Raw genomic sequence first — 15,284 nt, 5'->3', positions numbered from 1 at the left:
CATAAGCAAAGGTCGGACGGTTTTTGCTGTCCAATGCCGGTGGCCGCCCGAAGGTAATGATATGGGCCACTGTTGCCAGGAAATTATGTGGATTGGGTGGACAGCCGGGGATATTTATCACGGTTTTACCCGGTAGGGCTGCTTGCAAACTCACCGCACCAGTCGGGTTCCCACCGGTCGCTGGTACACCGCCCCAGGCGGAACAGGAACCAATAGCAATAATCGCCGCCGCATGTTCTGCAGCTTCACGGATATGCTCGACAATCGGTTTACCCGCCACCATGCAGTAAATTCCACCGTCTTTCAGTGGAATCGACCCATCCACCACCAGCACATATTTTCCTTTGTACTGCTCGATGGCCCGGTGTTTATTCTCCTCCGCTTGCTCACCAAAAGCGGCAGAGAGCACTTCGTGATACTCCATTGAGATAACACTCAACAGCAAATTCTCAATGGTCGGGTGAGTTGAACGTAACAGTGATTCAGTACAACCGGTACACTCCTGAGCGCCAATCCAGATAACCGGCGGGCGCTGAGGTGAACTGACTGTATTGGCAATTTCAGCGGCAGCCTTGCTGCTGAGACCCATGGTGGCCGCCAATGCGGCACAAAGCTTCATAAAATCACGACGGTTAACGCCATGCTGGGAAAGCATGTTTTTTTCCCCTGTATTATTATTCTATTGTTCACATACCCGATATTAACAACGGGTATATCCCCATAAAAAACGTGGCTTTCTGTTAATAGTTTGTAACTCTGCAACTTTAATTAAGTTGATCTTTATCAATGGAAATTGATTGAATTAGCACGGGGGAAATATCTGTGAACTAAAACCGTTTCAGCAACTATTTCATTTGCCAGAAATTTAAAAATCTGTCAGGTAGCAATATGACGTGGGTAAATACAATTGAATATCATTAGGCCCAAAAGGGTGATTCGCTATAATGAATTTAATTAATTATTAGTTTTTTTAGTTACTTAACTAGAAACAAAAATTTCACTTTCATAAAAAATGAAATGAGAGAAATTCGTAAATATAAATCTGACCTGGCAATTTATAATTAATTTTACAGCGGCACTAATATGAATTGTTAAATCTGGCAGCTATCAGATTTTTATCAATTTCATTCAGTTTGAAGATTTGTCACCGGTGTTTTTACCTTTTTTAGCCGCACATCTTAATGTTACAAAACGGATCATCATGGGATAACAGCTGAAATATAATGAGTTAATTATGTATTTTGTGCATGAATCAATTTATGGCAAAGCAAGTCGTGCTATGATTAATTTACCGGTCACTATTCAACCGGTTATGTGATAAATGTTATCTGGCAACAACTTCAACCAGGAAGGGTCTCTATGATTAAGCCACTCATTGCTGTTGCTATCGCCGTTGCCACACTCAGTGGCTGCGCCAATAATAATACTCTTTCAGGCGACACATTCAGCAGTTCTCAGGCCGGTCAGGCCCAGGCCGTCAGTTACGGGACGCTGGTTTCGGTACGCCCGGTCACGATCCAGGGCGGGGATGGCAATAATATTGCCGGTGCCATTGGCGGCGCGGTGGTCGGCGGGTTCCTGGGTAACACTATTGGTGGTGGAACAGGCCGTCGTCTTGGTACCGCAGCAGGTGCTGTTGCTGGTGGGGTTGTGGGTCAACAAGTCCAGAGCATGATGAACCGCAATAGTGGGGTCGAATTGGAAGTGCGCCGTGATAATGGCACCACCTTCCTGGTAGTTCAGGCTCAAGGGGTAACGCAGTTCCAACCGGGCCAGCGAGTCACTATTGCGACCCATGGCAATACGGTCACTATCACACCACGCTAATTTTTGCCGCCCGAACTCCGCGTTCGGGTATTGCAACTCGGTTTAAACCATGATGCTAAAAAGCACCGCCCAGCCCTGAAGGTTCGAGGGTAGACTGGGCGGTGAAAAGATGAACATAACTATCCGACTTTCTTCGCTGCCGGTTTCACTACATTCTCTCCGTGGTTGCCAAAGAACTGATATAAGGTGTCTGAAGCCGTTTTGGTTAATACCATAATTTCAATACGGCGGTTTTTAGCCGCAAGAGGTTCGACAGAGTCCAATAGCATCTGATCAGCCATCGCATTGATTTGCAGCACTCTTCCTTCATCCAGCCCGCCTTTTACCAGTGCTTTATGTGCCATCAAGGCCCGCTCGCCAGACAAGTTCCAGTTGTTGTACAACACCTGATCACGATAGCGCGATGCATCGGTATGGCCGGTAATAATGATTTTATTGTCCATCTCATTAAATGCCGGGGCTAATTCTGCCAGTAACCGACTAAAGAATGGGGTCAATACCGCACTGCTGCGCTGGAACATATCGCGCTGTTTATCATCCTGAATCAGAATCCGCAGCCCTTGTGGCACCACTTCCATTTGTAGGTTGGATTGTGCATCGTACGCGGAAGTGATTTGCATAATAATGCGTGATAACTCTTCCATTTCCTTACGTGATTTATCCACCACATCTTCCAGTGACTGTTCCGGTTCTGGCACCTCAATAGCCAGATTACTTTTCACCTCTTTCGCTTGCTCCTTGCCATCAATGCTGTCGGAGAACTTGCCGCCGCCACTTTTACTTTTAGAGGGAATGGAAATAAAAGATTGCTGCGAAAAGATGGTTTTCCCATTCAGTTGCGCGACAATTTCTTGCCGCTCCTCCTCCGATACCACTCCGACAATCCACAGCACCATAAACAGCGCCATCATCGCCAAGGTGAAGTCCGCGAATGCCACCTTCCAGGCACCGGAGTGCCCACCTTCATGTTTTTTTCTGGCGGAGCGCTTGATAATAGTGGTTTGCCCGCCTCGAGCATGACTTCTCATTACGCGCCTGCCATCGTCAGCTGATTAATCCAGGAATCCAGAGTGGCAAAGGTCGGTTTGCTATCCAGCGGTAACATTTTGCGACCCGCATCCACAGCCAGTAGTGAAGGCTTACCCGCCACATGATTGACCAGCACCATGCGCACACACTCAAAGAAGGCCAGTTTCTTCTTCATTTCCTGTTCCATGGCGTTGGCCATCGGGTCCATCAGGCAATAACAGATAAAGACCCCAAGGAAGGTACCAATCAAGGCCGCCGCCACTTTGACGCCGATCAGCGCAATCGAACCATCAATAGACTGCATGGTAATGATGATACCCAATACCGCAGCACAGATACCAAAACCGGGCATGGCTTCTGCGGTGCGATGGAAGGAGCGCGACGGTACCAATAGCTCTTCTTCAACTGCCGATAGCTCTTGTTCTAATATTCCTTCCAACTCGTGCTGGTTAATTTTCCCCATCGCCATTAAGCGGAAGTTATCGGAAATAAAGGTCACTAAATGATGGTCTTGCAAAATCAGCGGATAGCGCTGGAATAACGGGCTATTCGCCGGAACTTCAATATGTTCATCAAGGCGTTTCAAACCACCTTCATCAACCATTTCCAGTAATTCATACAGTAGCATTAATAATTGCTGTTGAAACTCAGCGGTATATTCGCTCTTACGGGAAACCGCAACAATTTGCTGCCACATCTCTTTTAATACATAAGCAGGGTTCGCCAATATCATGGCACCAATACCGGAACCAAAAATAATAATAATTTCCCCCGGCTGCCAGAAGGAAGATAATATTCCGCCGGACATAATATAACCGCCAATTACACATACCATAATGACCAGCAGGCCAAATAACTTCTGCATAACACCCTCGATAATTTAGAAAAATGATTTAATTTTTTTCACTAATATTTTATTCAATTGGCAGATACGCGCTTCCGTTAGGTCTAATACCTGCGCGATCTCCTTCATACTCATTTCTTGTTGATAATAAAGATGCAGGATTATCTGCTCGCGCTCTTCTAATGACGCGATAGCCTGATTAAGATTATCTTCAATAATAATACCGTCTTCTAACTCCCGGCTTTGTAAAGCATCGGTCGGAGTTTCTAATGACAATATTTCGTCCAGGCTCTCCATAGCACCGGCACTTTCTAATAGCTGGTATTCTTGATATTCATCCGCACTCAGTTGTAATTCGGCAGTAATCTCCTCAAAGCTCGGCTCATGACCTAATTTTTTGGCTATTTGTCGTATCGCTTCATTGGTTTTGTGCGTTTTTTGCCTTAAGCGGCGCGGCCGCCAGTCATGCTCACGCAGTTGATCCAATACTGCACCACGAATACGGTGAACGGCATAGGCAGCAAACTGCCCGTCAGGATGACCATAGCGGCGCAATGCCTCTAGTAGCCCCATCAGTGCAATTTGCTGCATATCCTCCTTGCCGATCACACTGTCCGCCTGGAATGAAAGCTGCCTGACAATACGTTTTACCAGCGGTAAATAAGCTTCCAGGTATTTCCCTTCTTCCGCAGGGGTCAGCGCGATGTTATCGTTAATATCCATTATCGCCATAGTGATTATTGGAAGACCATTCGGCTGATGACCACATCGTCAAATGGCATCGGCGCATTTAACTTTTCAAAGTCTTTCTTATATTCACTCATCAGTTGACGACGAATATCCACAATAGATGTTTGACGTACCGCTTGATAATCCATACTGGAAAGTAAATTAACGGTAGCCGCCTGAATAACCGGCACCATTGCAACTACTTTTTTAATATCATTATCATCACCGGTTGCCACCCCTAATTCCAGTTGCAGATAACGTTCGGTTTTATTGTCTTTCAGCGTAATGATCATATTTTTAATTTCAACAAACTGAACGGCTTTATCACCACGCACAAATGACTTACTGACAACAACGGGTTTACTATTAAATTTATTCTGAATAAACTCACGACCCAATATCGCGGCTGACACCAGTATAATTAGCAATAGGAATACCCACATTTTCAAAGAAAATGTTTTTTTCTCGGTGTTCATTAATAGTCCTTTATACAGTTATTAGGAGCGTACCGTCATCGGCGCTCGTGTCCACATCACTCTCAATATGTTGAGCAGCTAAAATACCAGCTTGCTGCGGTTGATTTTGTTGTTGTCGTTGCTGCTGTTGACTATGAGCTGATATTTGTACCTCGACCGCGCCACTGTTTTGCCCCATTAAAGTCTGGCGTAACTCTGCGCTGGTCTGCTGTAAGGCACGATAAACATCTGCCTGGTTCGCATTAATATGAACCTGTAATTTTCCTCCTTCCATATGTACTGAAATATCAATTTTGCCCATTTCCGGTGGATCGAGGCGAATCGTGGCGTGTTGCACTTTGTTCTCCACCTGCATTTGCAGCCGCTCACCGAGTACAGAGTGTAATTGCTGTGACCATTCCGAACGGTTTTTGACCAATGTCAGTTGGCTTTCCATATGCGGGGCGTTAGCGTTATAACTGCTATTAACACTATTGCTCAGTGCCGCAGGCATAACCGCACCATTCCCCTCCGCCGAGATACGCATAGCTGGTAAACTTTCGCTATTTGCCGTCGCAACAGGTGCCGTTATATCCAGCCGTGGGCCAACCGATTTCAGCAGATTCATTAAAGACGATGGTTTATCTGCCGCCACTTGCTCTGCAACCAAATGGCTGTCAGCCGCAGGAGCTGCCGGTAGAAAAGGCACAATAGTTGCCGGTTGTGCCTTTGGCGGTTGCGCATTCTGCCCATGAAATTGCAGCAATACATCAAGCAGTTGCTGGTTCTGTTCATCGGTCGGTGCCAGCATATCCGCATCTGCCGCCCCTAAATTACCATCAACTTTTGCGATCAAATCCATCACAACCGACGGCCGTAATGAGATAGGTTGATGGGGTACCCAGGCTTGTGATAGCACCTCATCAAATCCCGCCAGATGATTAGCGCCGCCCTCTTCTGCATTGCCGGCGATCGGTGTGCTCCCCGCATCCGTCGACAATTGGCTGCCCGCCTGAGCAAAACCGGTTAATGTGATCACCTCGTCCCCTCGTGCTGCGCCATATCCTGATAGGCCGTAATCGCCATCATGGCGTAGGCGGTGATACCATCTTGCTGATTACGCGTATTTTGCATTTCCGCTTTTAGCTGCTTTTTTTGCAGAGCACAGCATTCATAGGCACGCCGATAGGCCTTTTTCAACCTTTCTATCGCCACAAGTTGTGGTTGTGACAGGGCCACGCCAGCGATAGAAGTCAGTAACTGAGAGATATGCAGGTTCATTTTTGAGATCTGCTGCCAATTTTGATCTTGAATGACCTGTTCCAGCTCCGTTGTTAAGCCTTCAACTAACGCAATAGCGATCATGCTTATTCCTCTGTTATGTCTTGCCAGGCTAAATGCAATGGTTGCAAAACCGTTTCCACTTCCGTAATTAAATCAACTGAAAGTTTTGCGCTGGCATCATATAAACGGTAAACGCAATAGTCATAAATTTTACTGAGTATGGTCGCCAGTTCATTATCACCATCGAAATTCAATGAACTGGTCATGACATTCAAAATATCAATGCACTTATTAATGCTATTCGCCTTGTGTATATAACGCTTATGGGTAATATGACCTTTGGCCTTAATCAACTCATCAGTTAAATGATTAAAAAGAGTCAACATCAATTGTTTCGGTGATGCTGCTACAATTTGACTAATCGTGTCATGCTCCCCATAAGGAGCCTGGCTAATTTCGTTATACATTTCTTCCCCAGTTATTTATTTTTATCTTCAAAATCAAACATATTAAGTATACCTTCCATTTGTTCCATAACACGCTCCATTTCTTGCATTTTATTCAGATTGACTGAATACAGCTGGTCATATTTATCCTGAAGTTTTTCAGCTAAAATAGCTAATTTCTTACCATTTGCGTTTAGTTTTACTTCTTCTATATCCAATGACCATTCATCACCCATTAAATATGGGTTCAGCAGAGCATCTAATTTCGTTATCAGCCCATCTTTACTTTTGAAAAAATCATTTAGCGTAGTGGGATCTTTACTAATCTCAGCCTGTAGTTTTTTGTTATCAACTTTCAGTAAACCTTGCTTATCAAAAGTGAAGCCAAAATCATGCAAAGATTTTCCATTAATAGGCAATAGGGGCAATCTATAAATTTTACTATGTAAACCCGAAGTGTAAGGATTAGGGTTGTCTTTATCGTACTTAACAACTTCTAGTATCTTATTAAAGGCATCCGCAAAGTTATTAACCAGTGCTTCTGATGCACTAGTGTCTTGTTCAATCTTAATAGTTAACGGTGTATCACCGCTTTTATGGACACTGACCAAGGTAATTGATGCTTTTTCCATCAGTTCATCAAAGGTATTACTGCTATTAGTCACCTCAACGACTGAAGACTCTCCACCCAATTTTACTTTTGCATCTTGCGCCTTAGTAATTTCTTTCTCGCTAAATAGCGTTGCAGCTGTAAATTCTATTTTATTCGCTTCTCCGGTATTATTACTTTTCAGCACTAGCAATTCGGCCCCATTAATCCGTCGGATAGTAGCGCTAACTAAATTATCGTTGCTGGTAGTATTATTATTAGCCCCATGCTGATTAATCGCCTGCGCCAACTGGCCCACTGTATCAATTTTTGAAAAATCAATATCCAACTCTGTAGCACCAACCTTCAATTTCAACACGTTTTTTTCGGCGAAAACTTTAGCATCGTCCAGCCCGTCTAGTGCTATTTCATGTGCACTTGCTAACTGGGTCACAAATAAGCTGACAGAATCTGTCGGGCCATAATCTTTAATTTCAGCACTTGCTATATTCGCCTGGCTAACTGCAACCTTATTTTTTACTACCCCACCATTGTTATAACGGATACTGTCCAGAGCCAGATTAAAATCTGTTAAGCCGGTTTTGGTTTTTTCGATAAAACTTAGCGCCGTGTCATTTTTAGTTTCTTTGCTCTTAAAGTTAGCAAATTCATACTGTAAGTGTTTATTAGTAGCCTGGGTGGCCAACTCTTTCAGATCCATATCAAATAACATATTAGTCACTCCTGATTTTTCTTATATCCATAACAAGCAATAGTCATGCCAACTTTTAACCAATTGTTTTAATTGAAATTTATTTAGTTAGCGGAAATTATATTTCCTTGCAGGAAGGTCAATAAGGAAACACAGACTAAAAAAATACCGCCATGACAGCGGTATTATTTTTCAATCATTAAGTGCGGTAAATAATTAGTTATTCACGTTTACCAAGGTGTTGATAATGGTAGAGGTGATTTCATAAGACTGTTTCACCGCAGCCATAGCTGTCACATTGCGCAATTTAGCTGCCGCGATGTTGCTGGTTTCTTCCATGTAGTCGGTATCACGAGTTGCGCCAATCGCTTCTTCAGTTTTGTTAATAACGGTGCTTTGCATTTCGCTCTGCGCTTTCATTGAATCCATCAGTGCCTGCACATCAGAGTTCATTTCATCAAATGACAGTGCCAGTTTTTCCAGTGCGACAGTGGCTTCCTGAGATTTCTGGTTATCAGTAATTCGCAGATTTAGTGCGCCTTTATGAACAAAGTCCGCATCATCTTTTACAATATCAAGCTCAGTTTGAGCTAATCTCACCTTGTTCGCTGCTTCGGCAGCAAGCTTTTTAATTTCTGCCACAGTGTCATCTGAAGCAATCAATTTCTCGTCACCAGCAGCGCCTGCGGGTGAGTTTGCTTTAATTTTATGCGATGTAGTTATCTTAACTTCATCACTATTAGAAACCATCGCTACGTCAGTGATATTGGCTGATGCGTCGAGTGGAGTAGCCGTGTTGTCTGCAAAAACAGACATCATGCCCGCCGTGATGCCATTAAAAGTACCCGGGGCCCATGTCTTGGTACCTACAGCGGCTCTTGCAGCCTCTTCTAGTTTTACTGCTTCGGCATAAGACCTGGCGGTGTCTTCAGCTTTGACTAACTTTGTCAGAGCGTCAAAATACTTCTTGCCAATATCAGAACCACCACCACTAGCATTGGCGCGGGTAGTCTTCGTCCCTTCGTCATCAATCCCTTTCATCAGGGATTCTAACTTGCTGGAAAAATCAGCATTCATCGGCGTTGAGTTTTGAGTTCCGGTCTGGAATACCAACTTGCCATCTAATTTACCGCCTTTGGCCAGCAGTTTTTCGCCGTTAAACGTGGTGTTGGTAAATACACGCTCCAGTTGCTTACCCAAGCTGCTGAACTCTTCCTGATAAGCTTTACGCTCGGAAACACCGTTAGCAACGTTAGTCGCGGCAAAAGCTTTATCTTTCATTTGGGTCAGCAGTTCATTAACTGACTGGAAAGCGCCCTGAGCAATACCCAGCATGCTGGTAGCTTTCTTAATGTTAGTCTGGCCAACTTTTAAACCAGAGACTTCACGTGCCATTTTACCGATGATTTGCGCATCTGCTGCTGACAACTGCTTGGTGCCTTTACCCATATTTTTATGAGAGACAGACAGTTGAGAGTGGGATTTATCCATCACTAACGCTGAAGACATTGCAGTGGTGTTGGTGTTCATTGAAATTGCCATGGTACGTTAACTCCTGAATTCCGGGGCTACCTGTTAGCTCCCGTGGTACCAGAATTAAGCGACACGCAGGATGGTGAAATTAAACCTAAAAGTTAACTTTTTGCTACGTGAATTTCTTTTCTCTATTAGGCTATGGCATCAGCACTGTTTGCTATGCAGCGCAGTAATTAAGTACGAATTTAACGACACAGAGAATCAATAAATTAAATTATTATTTGATAATAACGATTAACTATTCACTTTATCGCAAATAATAGTATTAACCACAATCTTACTATTGGTAACAACCATAGGTATTAGCATGAATTCTTAGTACATAAAATGAATCTAACTAACAGAAAATAAATGGCTTTATTAATTTATTGATTATGTTATACGGTTTAGTTAATAATACAGCCAACAAAAACATCAGAGCATTATGCTCTGGTATGTTAATTTACTAGGAAATATTCCTATAGATTAGTATCTCATGCTGAAAATATACATTTAGCACGCAGGTATAGTGGTATGAGTTTTTTATAATCATAAGTGTTTCACTACCATTTTTAATGGATTGTTCAAAAATACAATATGAAAAACCGCACTTATACAGTGAATAACTGGTCAATTGACCTGATCTCCGGTTTTATTACCCACCGGGAAACACAAGAACAAAAGCGTTTAGGTGAGTACCAATTAAAACTGATCAGCGTATTGCTGGAGCATGTTGGTGAGATTTTATCCCGTGATGAATTAACCAATTTGGTGTGGAAACGTCGGGTTATTGGGAATAACAGTTTACCTAATGCTATTCATACATTGCGTGTGGCCTTAGGCGATGAAAATAAACAGCAGCGGATCATCCAAACGATCCCTAAAATGGGCTATCTGTTAGATCCCGCTTTTTGTGAAATCATAGAAGAAACCATAAAAGAAACTATAGAAGAAGAACCGATAGAATCGAACCAGATCCATGTCGATACCATAATGGAGCAAGAAACACCGTCACCGCTTCCTGTGATGGAGATGACTGCAGAGGCCCCCACTGATCTCAACCCGACATCAAGTGACGATGCCCCGATAACAACATCAGCTATACCACCATCAACCACACAGCCTCATCATCACTCTCCAGTATTAGTCCCCAGAGTTATGAGTCAGGCTAAAAAACAGCGTATTTTTGGGCGCAGAAATATCTTTGCCAGCCTGCTATTAGCTGCGGTCATTATCGCCAGCTTTAGCTACTTTTTACGTCATTCACAAAAAGGCCCACAGTATCGCGCCATCGGACAACAACAAGGAACATTCAGCAATATTAATTTGTTCCAGTTAGTGGATGATCAGTTATCCCCGCAGCAGGATGAAAAGCTTAATCAGCGAATAAAAGACACGCTGTATACACTCAATAAACAGATCAAATCCGACAATATCCATATCAATATTTACTATTACGTATCACTACGGCGGCTGGATTTTACGTTCATGGTAGAAAATCAATGCACGAAAAGGCAGTTGAGCATGACCATTTACCATTGGCGTCAGAACGATCAGTTACTGAACAATTTGATTTATCGTGAGATGGAGAGAAAAATTAATGAAATGGGTAACTGTTAAAAACGCCAGGCTGTTATCACTATTGGGGCTTTGCCTGTCCCTCGCCGCTTTCGCCACTTCAGAAGTAAAAGAAAAAACCGCCTCCCTTCAGGGGCAATTTCAAATGGGCTTTTATGATTTACTGTCACAACAGAAAGAAGTCTACGATGCTCGAATTAGTGCGACTCAAGGTGGGTACATCAGCACTATTACCAGCCCAAATGATAACCGATTTATATTTAAAGGGAAATTTACTGAAAATGCCGCAAATAACGCGCAGCTAAGTTACCACTATAGCCCGATATTTTTTAATAATCCGACCTCAGGAAAGATGATTGATGGCCTCCTGGATTATCTTACCCACAACATGATATTTATGACGCCATTGGTGGTAGAAGGTCAGCCATTACTCGTGGGGCAGAGCGGTATTGTGTTGGGTGAAAAGTAAAGAGGAACAAAACGCATTCTTGCTCCTCTTTACTGCGGTATTAAGGCAATGATCTGCCGCGCAACCTATAACTTACAAAGTACATTTTTTATCGTCGAGTGATGCAAGTTACCCATAACATGTATCATTCTCGCCTGTGCAATATAGGGGCGTTCGCTATCACGTAACTTTTCTGCCAACGCCGTTGATGCGGCTAATGCAGCTCCTGGTTGCTCAAAACAGCTCAGGTTAGCAATCTGTAAACGAACCTGATTCTTATGCTCATTTAGCCGCTGCAATTGTCCGGTAAGATGCTCCAGAGTGCGTTCAAATGCGGTATGACTACCAGCGGAATAGGGTTGTTTTGTGATCGCCAACAGCCGATCCTCGGTTGCTATTTCTGCCTGAACGGCAACCGGCTTAAAACTATCGGCGGCAAAACGCTTACCTCCACCTTTAGCTGTGAGATGTTGACTGATGCGCACAAAACGATCCTCATCAACACTACAGACCATGTTCCCCCTGCCGTCCATTTTACCGTGTATTCCTAAGCGCCCTAGCCCCTTATTGAGTCGCAATAGGTTTTGTTCAGGAGTCCCCTCCGCGGGGAAACGAACCGAAACCAACTCTGAAGGGCTATCCGATAATGAAAAAAGTACGGTTTCACCCTGTGACGATTGCACGATTTTGTTGGCATTCTCTAATGTGAACTTCACCAATGTAGCGCGTTCAGGACTAGCATTAAGTTGCCGGTCAATAGTGCCAGCCGAATTTTCAACTCGACTCTGTAGCCACTGACCGGTTTTTTTCGCCAGTTCACGCACCTCGGTATCCATCTTCCCTTGTATCACGGCACGGTGTAATTGCGATATCTGTCGCTCTGTTTCCAATAAATAATCGTCAGCCTGCTGTACGGCAGTTAATTGCTGATTAAGTTGCACGTTATAGCGCAAAGGCCGATTGGAAATAAACGGTGACTCAGGAAAGTCCTGACGACTATTCTGTACACTCCGGCTAGGTATCCCCGCAAGCCTATCAGTGCTCAGCGTCTTAGTGCCCGTCGCACTCACCAAACCACTCTGTAATTTATTGATTCCTAACGACATAAAGATTTAGCTCATTAAATTAAAAATGGAGAATTGAGTCATTTTGATATGCATCTTCATCGTACCAGTGAGTACATTTAGGTATTCTTGACTACGTACTTTCAACATCCCTTGCTCGATAACTGTCATGCCAACCAAACTTTTCCCAAACTCAACATTCGATTGTTTTGTCTGTTTTTGGGTGCTTTGTAGAATATCAAGGTTCGCTTTACGGCTGATAAAATCCCCGACAATACCGTCTAACTTACTGGCCGCTATTTCTACACTGTCTATACTCGTCTGAATATCTGCCGAGGATGAAGCCCCACTATTTATTAATTTTTTAGACAATGCTTTCAGATCAGTCAGTACTTTCATTTGTTCACTAGCACTAGCGAAAGCATGATGTAATTGGGCACCATCTTTTTCAGTCATACCATTGCCAACAATAATCTCTCGGATTGACTCATTACCCTTATACTCATATTTTTGACTAACGATATTATAGATGACAGGCTTTTCACCCGTCATGGTACCAGAGTATATATAGCGCCCATCCATATTCTTTTTATTTAAAATTTCCACTAAAAAGTTCGTCTTGTTATCAATTTCTTGCGCATAGCTTTTATAATCATCAGCGCTGTTACTCGGGAGTTGAGCCTTAATTAAAACATTTTTTATCTCGCCCATCATCTCACTTGCAGACTCGATGTTAACCTCTTGGATTTTTATATTATTTCTTACAGTTAATATGTTTTTATCATACTGTTCAAGTTTGAGATTTTCACTTTCCAGTTGCATAAACATGGTACTGGAAATGGGATCTTCTGAAGGAGAATTAATGCGTTTACCACTATTAAGCTGCTCACCTAGTTTCAACTGCTCTGTATGATTATTTACAGCAGAATTTGCCATTATACTTATTTGTGATTGAGTACTTATTCTCATAATTTTCTCCCGCGAGGTTGATTTTTTAAACTTCCAAAGTGATTAGAATAGAGCTAATAAATCAGCAAATAACTTATTACCCATATTCATAACACGCGCATTTGCCTGATAAATATTCTGATATTCAATCAGGCTTCGCCCCTCTTCATCCATATTTACACCGCTAACACTTTCACGCTGCTGAGTTGAGAAAATCAATGTGCTAGCTTTATCATTTAATTCAATTTTATTTTCACGGTTTAAAACTGCAAATTCTGAGACCAGCATCGTGTAGCTATCATTGATACTTTTATTACCCAAACCAGGAAGTGCTTTTATCCTGGTGTCGATCAATTTTGCCACGTTTTTATTATCACCAATTGGGCTACCACTTGCGGCCAGAGCCAGCTCATTAGGCTTGATTGAAGTGACTTGCAACACCTTATTTGGATTAGCACTATTGAAGGAAAACAGAGCAACACCTGCGGCGCCAGCCAAATCATTCCCAGTGTTTAGCGTATTATTGAATTCGCTGGCAAAATGCTGTGCGATCTTGTTTACGTTATTTTGTGTATCCTGCAAAACGACAAACTGGTAATCATTAATGCCTCCCAGTTGCGAACCACAAGATGAATCTGTATCAAATATGCTATTGGCGAACTTTAATTGTAATCCAGTAAAGTTACTGCCATTCATCTTAGTTTCAAGGGTAGACGCCGCCATACCATTAACTAATGTACCGCCTCCCTTTAGAGTCACATTTAAATACCCGCGATCATCTTTAGTGGTTGTCACCTCGATTAACTTGCTAAGCTCTCTTACTTTTTCGTCCCTTTTATCCAAAAGGTCATTGACATTGCCACCATTATAAATGTTCTTTTCAATTTGTTGGTTATCATTGGCAATAGCCTTAGTTAACATATTAACTTCGTTAACTATTCCTTCACGCTGATTGTTAATCATCGTTTTTTGGCTTTCAACTTCAGTATTGACGTTATTGAAGCGAAGCGTTAATGCCTTTGCATCCTGAATAAACTGCATTCTGGCTGGCATATTATCAGGTGTAGAACTCAATGATGATAATGAATTATAAAATTTATCAAATCCAGAGTTTAAACTGGTTTCATTACTTGAAATTGTTTTTTCAAGCTTATCCAGGTAATGCGTTTTGGCGTCAAAGTAAGATTTATTACTGATAGCATTCCACTCTTGCTTAACTAAATATTCATCAGATATACGTTGAAAGCCGTCAACGCTGACACCATTGCCGACAGACATATTATCAGCTTGTGCTCCGACCGAACTCTGTAATGCTTTCTGACGAGAATACCCTTTGGTCAAGGTGTTCGCCGTATTCATAGCTGCGGCGGTTAAATTAGCCTGTGCAGCCTGTGATCCGCTAAACGCGATTTTAATAAAATTCATATTATGTCCTGCCTTAATCAACTTAATGATAAATGCGCTTTGGTACCAATAAGCGGCTATTTTCCAGCCAGACTTAAATAGCCGCCCATTCCCTGATTACTTATTGCCCAACTGCTGGATAAGCAAATGCGCGATGCCGCTACTGCGCTGTGAGGCCAGCGTCGAGGCCAGTTTGTCATCGTAGAAATCACGCATCATACGCTGCTGCTTACTGTTGAACGGATCGTCATCTGCGGCCAGTGCCTCAGCGGCTTTACGCATTTGGGATAGCAAAGTGCGCATAAACAATGCCTCAAACTGTACCGCCGCTTGTTCCAGATCCTGTGGCCGTAAATCGCCGGTAAAACTCCCCGGCATCACCGGGGCTGATTTATTAATAGCGTCAATCATA

General features: G+C 42.9%; 17 protein-coding genes. 3 read left to right on the top strand and 14 right to left on the bottom strand.

Annotation, left to right across the window (positions count from 1 at the left end):
* Positions 1-655, bottom strand: a 655-nt coding sequence (locus ACNSO8_RS18890) for a hydrogenase small subunit (protein WP_418395521.1), incomplete at its 3' end; no start/stop codon positions are given.
* 704 nt (positions 656-1,359) lie between these two features.
* Between ACNSO8_RS18890 and ACNSO8_RS18885 the strand changes: the two genes are divergently transcribed.
* The gene (locus ACNSO8_RS18885) at positions 1,360-1,827 is read left to right on the top strand and encodes a glycine zipper 2TM domain-containing protein (protein ID WP_019082357.1); all 468 of its coding nucleotides are present in this window, start codon (positions 1,360-1,362) and stop codon (positions 1,825-1,827) included.
* A gap of 119 nt (positions 1,828-1,946) precedes the next feature.
* Here ACNSO8_RS18885 and lafU read toward each other — a convergent pair whose 3' ends face one another.
* From lafU to ACNSO8_RS18840, 9 genes are all read right to left on the bottom strand, one after another.
* On the bottom strand, positions 1,947-2,855 hold the full coding sequence (gene lafU / locus ACNSO8_RS18880) for a putative lateral flagellar export/assembly protein LafU (RefSeq protein WP_050298555.1): 909 nt from the start codon (positions 2,853-2,855) through the stop codon (positions 1,947-1,949).
* Positions 2,855-3,721, bottom strand: coding sequence for a flagellar motor stator protein MotA (gene motA, locus ACNSO8_RS18875; protein ID WP_050130348.1), 867 nt, complete (start codon positions 3,719-3,721; stop codon positions 2,855-2,857). The genes lafU and motA overlap by 1 nt, the downstream gene beginning before the upstream one ends.
* A gap of 15 nt (positions 3,722-3,736) precedes the next feature.
* On the bottom strand, positions 3,737-4,423 hold the full coding sequence (locus ACNSO8_RS18870) for a FliA/WhiG family RNA polymerase sigma factor (RefSeq protein WP_418395520.1): 687 nt from the start codon (positions 4,421-4,423) through the stop codon (positions 3,737-3,739).
* Positions 4,424-4,437: 14 nt separating this feature from the next.
* Positions 4,438-4,905 (bottom strand): flagellar basal body-associated FliL family protein, encoded by a 468-nt coding sequence (locus ACNSO8_RS18865; RefSeq protein WP_057630914.1) that lies wholly within the window; start codon positions 4,903-4,905, stop codon positions 4,438-4,440.
* Positions 4,906-4,915: 10 nt separating this feature from the next.
* Positions 4,916-5,923: a flagellar hook-length control protein FliK gene (locus ACNSO8_RS18860; protein ID WP_418395519.1), complete on the bottom strand. Its 1,008-nt coding sequence runs from the start codon at positions 5,921-5,923 to the stop codon at positions 4,916-4,918.
* A complete protein-coding gene (locus ACNSO8_RS18855; protein WP_057630916.1) occupies positions 5,920-6,249 on the bottom strand; it encodes a hypothetical protein in 330 nt (109 codons plus the stop codon). Before ACNSO8_RS18855 ends, ACNSO8_RS18860 begins: the two co-directional genes overlap by 4 nt.
* A 2-nt stretch (positions 6,250-6,251) precedes the next feature.
* Positions 6,252-6,635: a flagellar export chaperone FliS gene (fliS, locus tag ACNSO8_RS18850; RefSeq protein ID WP_057630917.1), complete on the bottom strand. Its 384-nt coding sequence runs from the start codon at positions 6,633-6,635 to the stop codon at positions 6,252-6,254.
* A gap of 11 nt (positions 6,636-6,646) precedes the next feature.
* Positions 6,647-7,936, bottom strand: a complete 1,290-nt coding sequence (gene fliD, locus ACNSO8_RS18845) for a flagellar filament capping protein FliD (RefSeq protein WP_411919408.1) — start codon at positions 7,934-7,936, stop codon at positions 6,647-6,649.
* Positions 7,937-8,131: 195 nt separating this feature from the next.
* Positions 8,132-9,457, bottom strand: a complete 1,326-nt coding sequence (locus ACNSO8_RS18840) for a flagellin (protein WP_268216166.1) — start codon at positions 9,455-9,457, stop codon at positions 8,132-8,134.
* Positions 9,458-10,027: 570 nt separating this feature from the next.
* Between ACNSO8_RS18840 and ACNSO8_RS18835 the strand changes: the two genes are divergently transcribed.
* Both ACNSO8_RS18835 and ACNSO8_RS18830 read left to right on the top strand, forming a co-directional pair.
* Positions 10,028-11,050 carry a transcriptional regulator gene (locus ACNSO8_RS18835; protein ID WP_057630920.1) on the top strand — a complete coding sequence of 341 codons (1,023 nt, stop codon included), beginning with the start codon at positions 10,028-10,030 and terminating at the stop codon, positions 11,048-11,050.
* Entirely contained in the window at positions 11,031-11,477 is a 447-nt protein-coding gene (locus ACNSO8_RS18830) for a hypothetical protein (RefSeq protein WP_221876600.1), read from the top strand. The genes ACNSO8_RS18835 and ACNSO8_RS18830 overlap by 20 nt, the downstream gene beginning before the upstream one ends.
* Positions 11,478-11,542: 65 nt before the next feature.
* On the opposite strand, the gene ACNSO8_RS18825 is transcribed toward ACNSO8_RS18830, so the two are convergent.
* The 4 genes from ACNSO8_RS18825 to ACNSO8_RS18810 all read right to left on the bottom strand — a co-directional run bounded on the left by ACNSO8_RS18825 (position 11,543) and on the right by ACNSO8_RS18810 (position 15,283).
* Positions 11,543-12,562, bottom strand: coding sequence for a flagellar hook-associated protein (locus ACNSO8_RS18825; RefSeq protein ID WP_221876601.1), 1,020 nt, complete (start codon positions 12,560-12,562; stop codon positions 11,543-11,545).
* Between the two features lie 6 nt (positions 12,563-12,568).
* Entirely contained in the window at positions 12,569-13,489 is a 921-nt protein-coding gene (locus tag ACNSO8_RS18820; protein WP_263699174.1) for a hypothetical protein, read from the bottom strand.
* 42 nt (positions 13,490-13,531) lie between these two features.
* Complete coding sequence (flgK, locus tag ACNSO8_RS18815) at positions 13,532-14,893, bottom strand: flagellar hook-associated protein FlgK (RefSeq protein ID WP_268216168.1); 1,362 nt, start codon at positions 14,891-14,893, stop codon at positions 13,532-13,534.
* A 96-nt stretch (positions 14,894-14,989) separates the two neighbouring features.
* Positions 14,990-15,283: a rod-binding protein gene (locus ACNSO8_RS18810; protein ID WP_050130328.1), complete on the bottom strand. Its 294-nt coding sequence runs from the start codon at positions 15,281-15,283 to the stop codon at positions 14,990-14,992.
* Position 15,284 lies beyond the last annotated feature (1 nt).

This window comes from Yersinia sp. LJYL362 (assembly GCF_048323875.1).
Note: the sequence above shows the minus strand (reverse complement) of the source record. Positions and strands in the feature narration are given on the sequence as shown.

What these genes read in the sequence shown, in the direction of transcription:
- ACNSO8_RS18830 (WP_221876600.1), top strand. Translation starts at nt 11,031, where the DNA reads ATGAAATGGGTAACTGTTAAAAACGCCAGGCTGTTATCACTATTGGGG.
- ACNSO8_RS18865 (WP_057630914.1), bottom strand. Translation starts at nt 4,905, where the DNA reads ATGAACACCGAGAAAAAAACATTTTCTTTGAAAATGTGGGTATTCCTA.
- ACNSO8_RS18855 (WP_057630916.1), bottom strand. Translation starts at nt 6,249, where the DNA reads ATGATCGCTATTGCGTTAGTTGAAGGCTTAACAACGGAGCTGGAACAG.
- fliD (WP_411919408.1), bottom strand. Translation starts at nt 7,936, where the DNA reads ATGTTATTTGATATGGATCTGAAAGAGTTGGCCACCCAGGCTACTAAT.
- fliS (WP_057630917.1), bottom strand. Translation starts at nt 6,635, where the DNA reads ATGTATAACGAAATTAGCCAGGCTCCTTATGGGGAGCATGACACGATT.
- lafU (WP_050298555.1), bottom strand. Translation starts at nt 2,855, where the DNA reads ATGAGAAGTCATGCTCGAGGCGGGCAAACCACTATTATCAAGCGCTCC.
- ACNSO8_RS18840 (WP_268216166.1), bottom strand. Translation starts at nt 9,457, where the DNA reads ATGGCAATTTCAATGAACACCAACACCACTGCAATGTCTTCAGCGTTA.
- ACNSO8_RS18810 (WP_050130328.1), bottom strand. Translation starts at nt 15,283, where the DNA reads ATGATTGACGCTATTAATAAATCAGCCCCGGTGATGCCGGGGAGTTTT.
- ACNSO8_RS18825 (WP_221876601.1), bottom strand. Translation starts at nt 12,562, where the DNA reads ATGTCGTTAGGAATCAATAAATTACAGAGTGGTTTGGTGAGTGCGACG.
- motA (WP_050130348.1), bottom strand. Translation starts at nt 3,721, where the DNA reads ATGCAGAAGTTATTTGGCCTGCTGGTCATTATGGTATGTGTAATTGGC.
- ACNSO8_RS18835 (WP_057630920.1), top strand. Translation starts at nt 10,028, where the DNA reads ATGAAAAACCGCACTTATACAGTGAATAACTGGTCAATTGACCTGATC.
- flgK (WP_268216168.1), bottom strand. Translation starts at nt 14,893, where the DNA reads ATGAATTTTATTAAAATCGCGTTTAGCGGATCACAGGCTGCACAGGCT.
- ACNSO8_RS18820 (WP_263699174.1), bottom strand. Translation starts at nt 13,489, where the DNA reads ATGAGAATAAGTACTCAATCACAAATAAGTATAATGGCAAATTCTGCT.
- ACNSO8_RS18885 (WP_019082357.1), top strand. Translation starts at nt 1,360, where the DNA reads ATGATTAAGCCACTCATTGCTGTTGCTATCGCCGTTGCCACACTCAGT.
- ACNSO8_RS18870 (WP_418395520.1), bottom strand. Translation starts at nt 4,423, where the DNA reads ATGGATATTAACGATAACATCGCGCTGACCCCTGCGGAAGAAGGGAAA.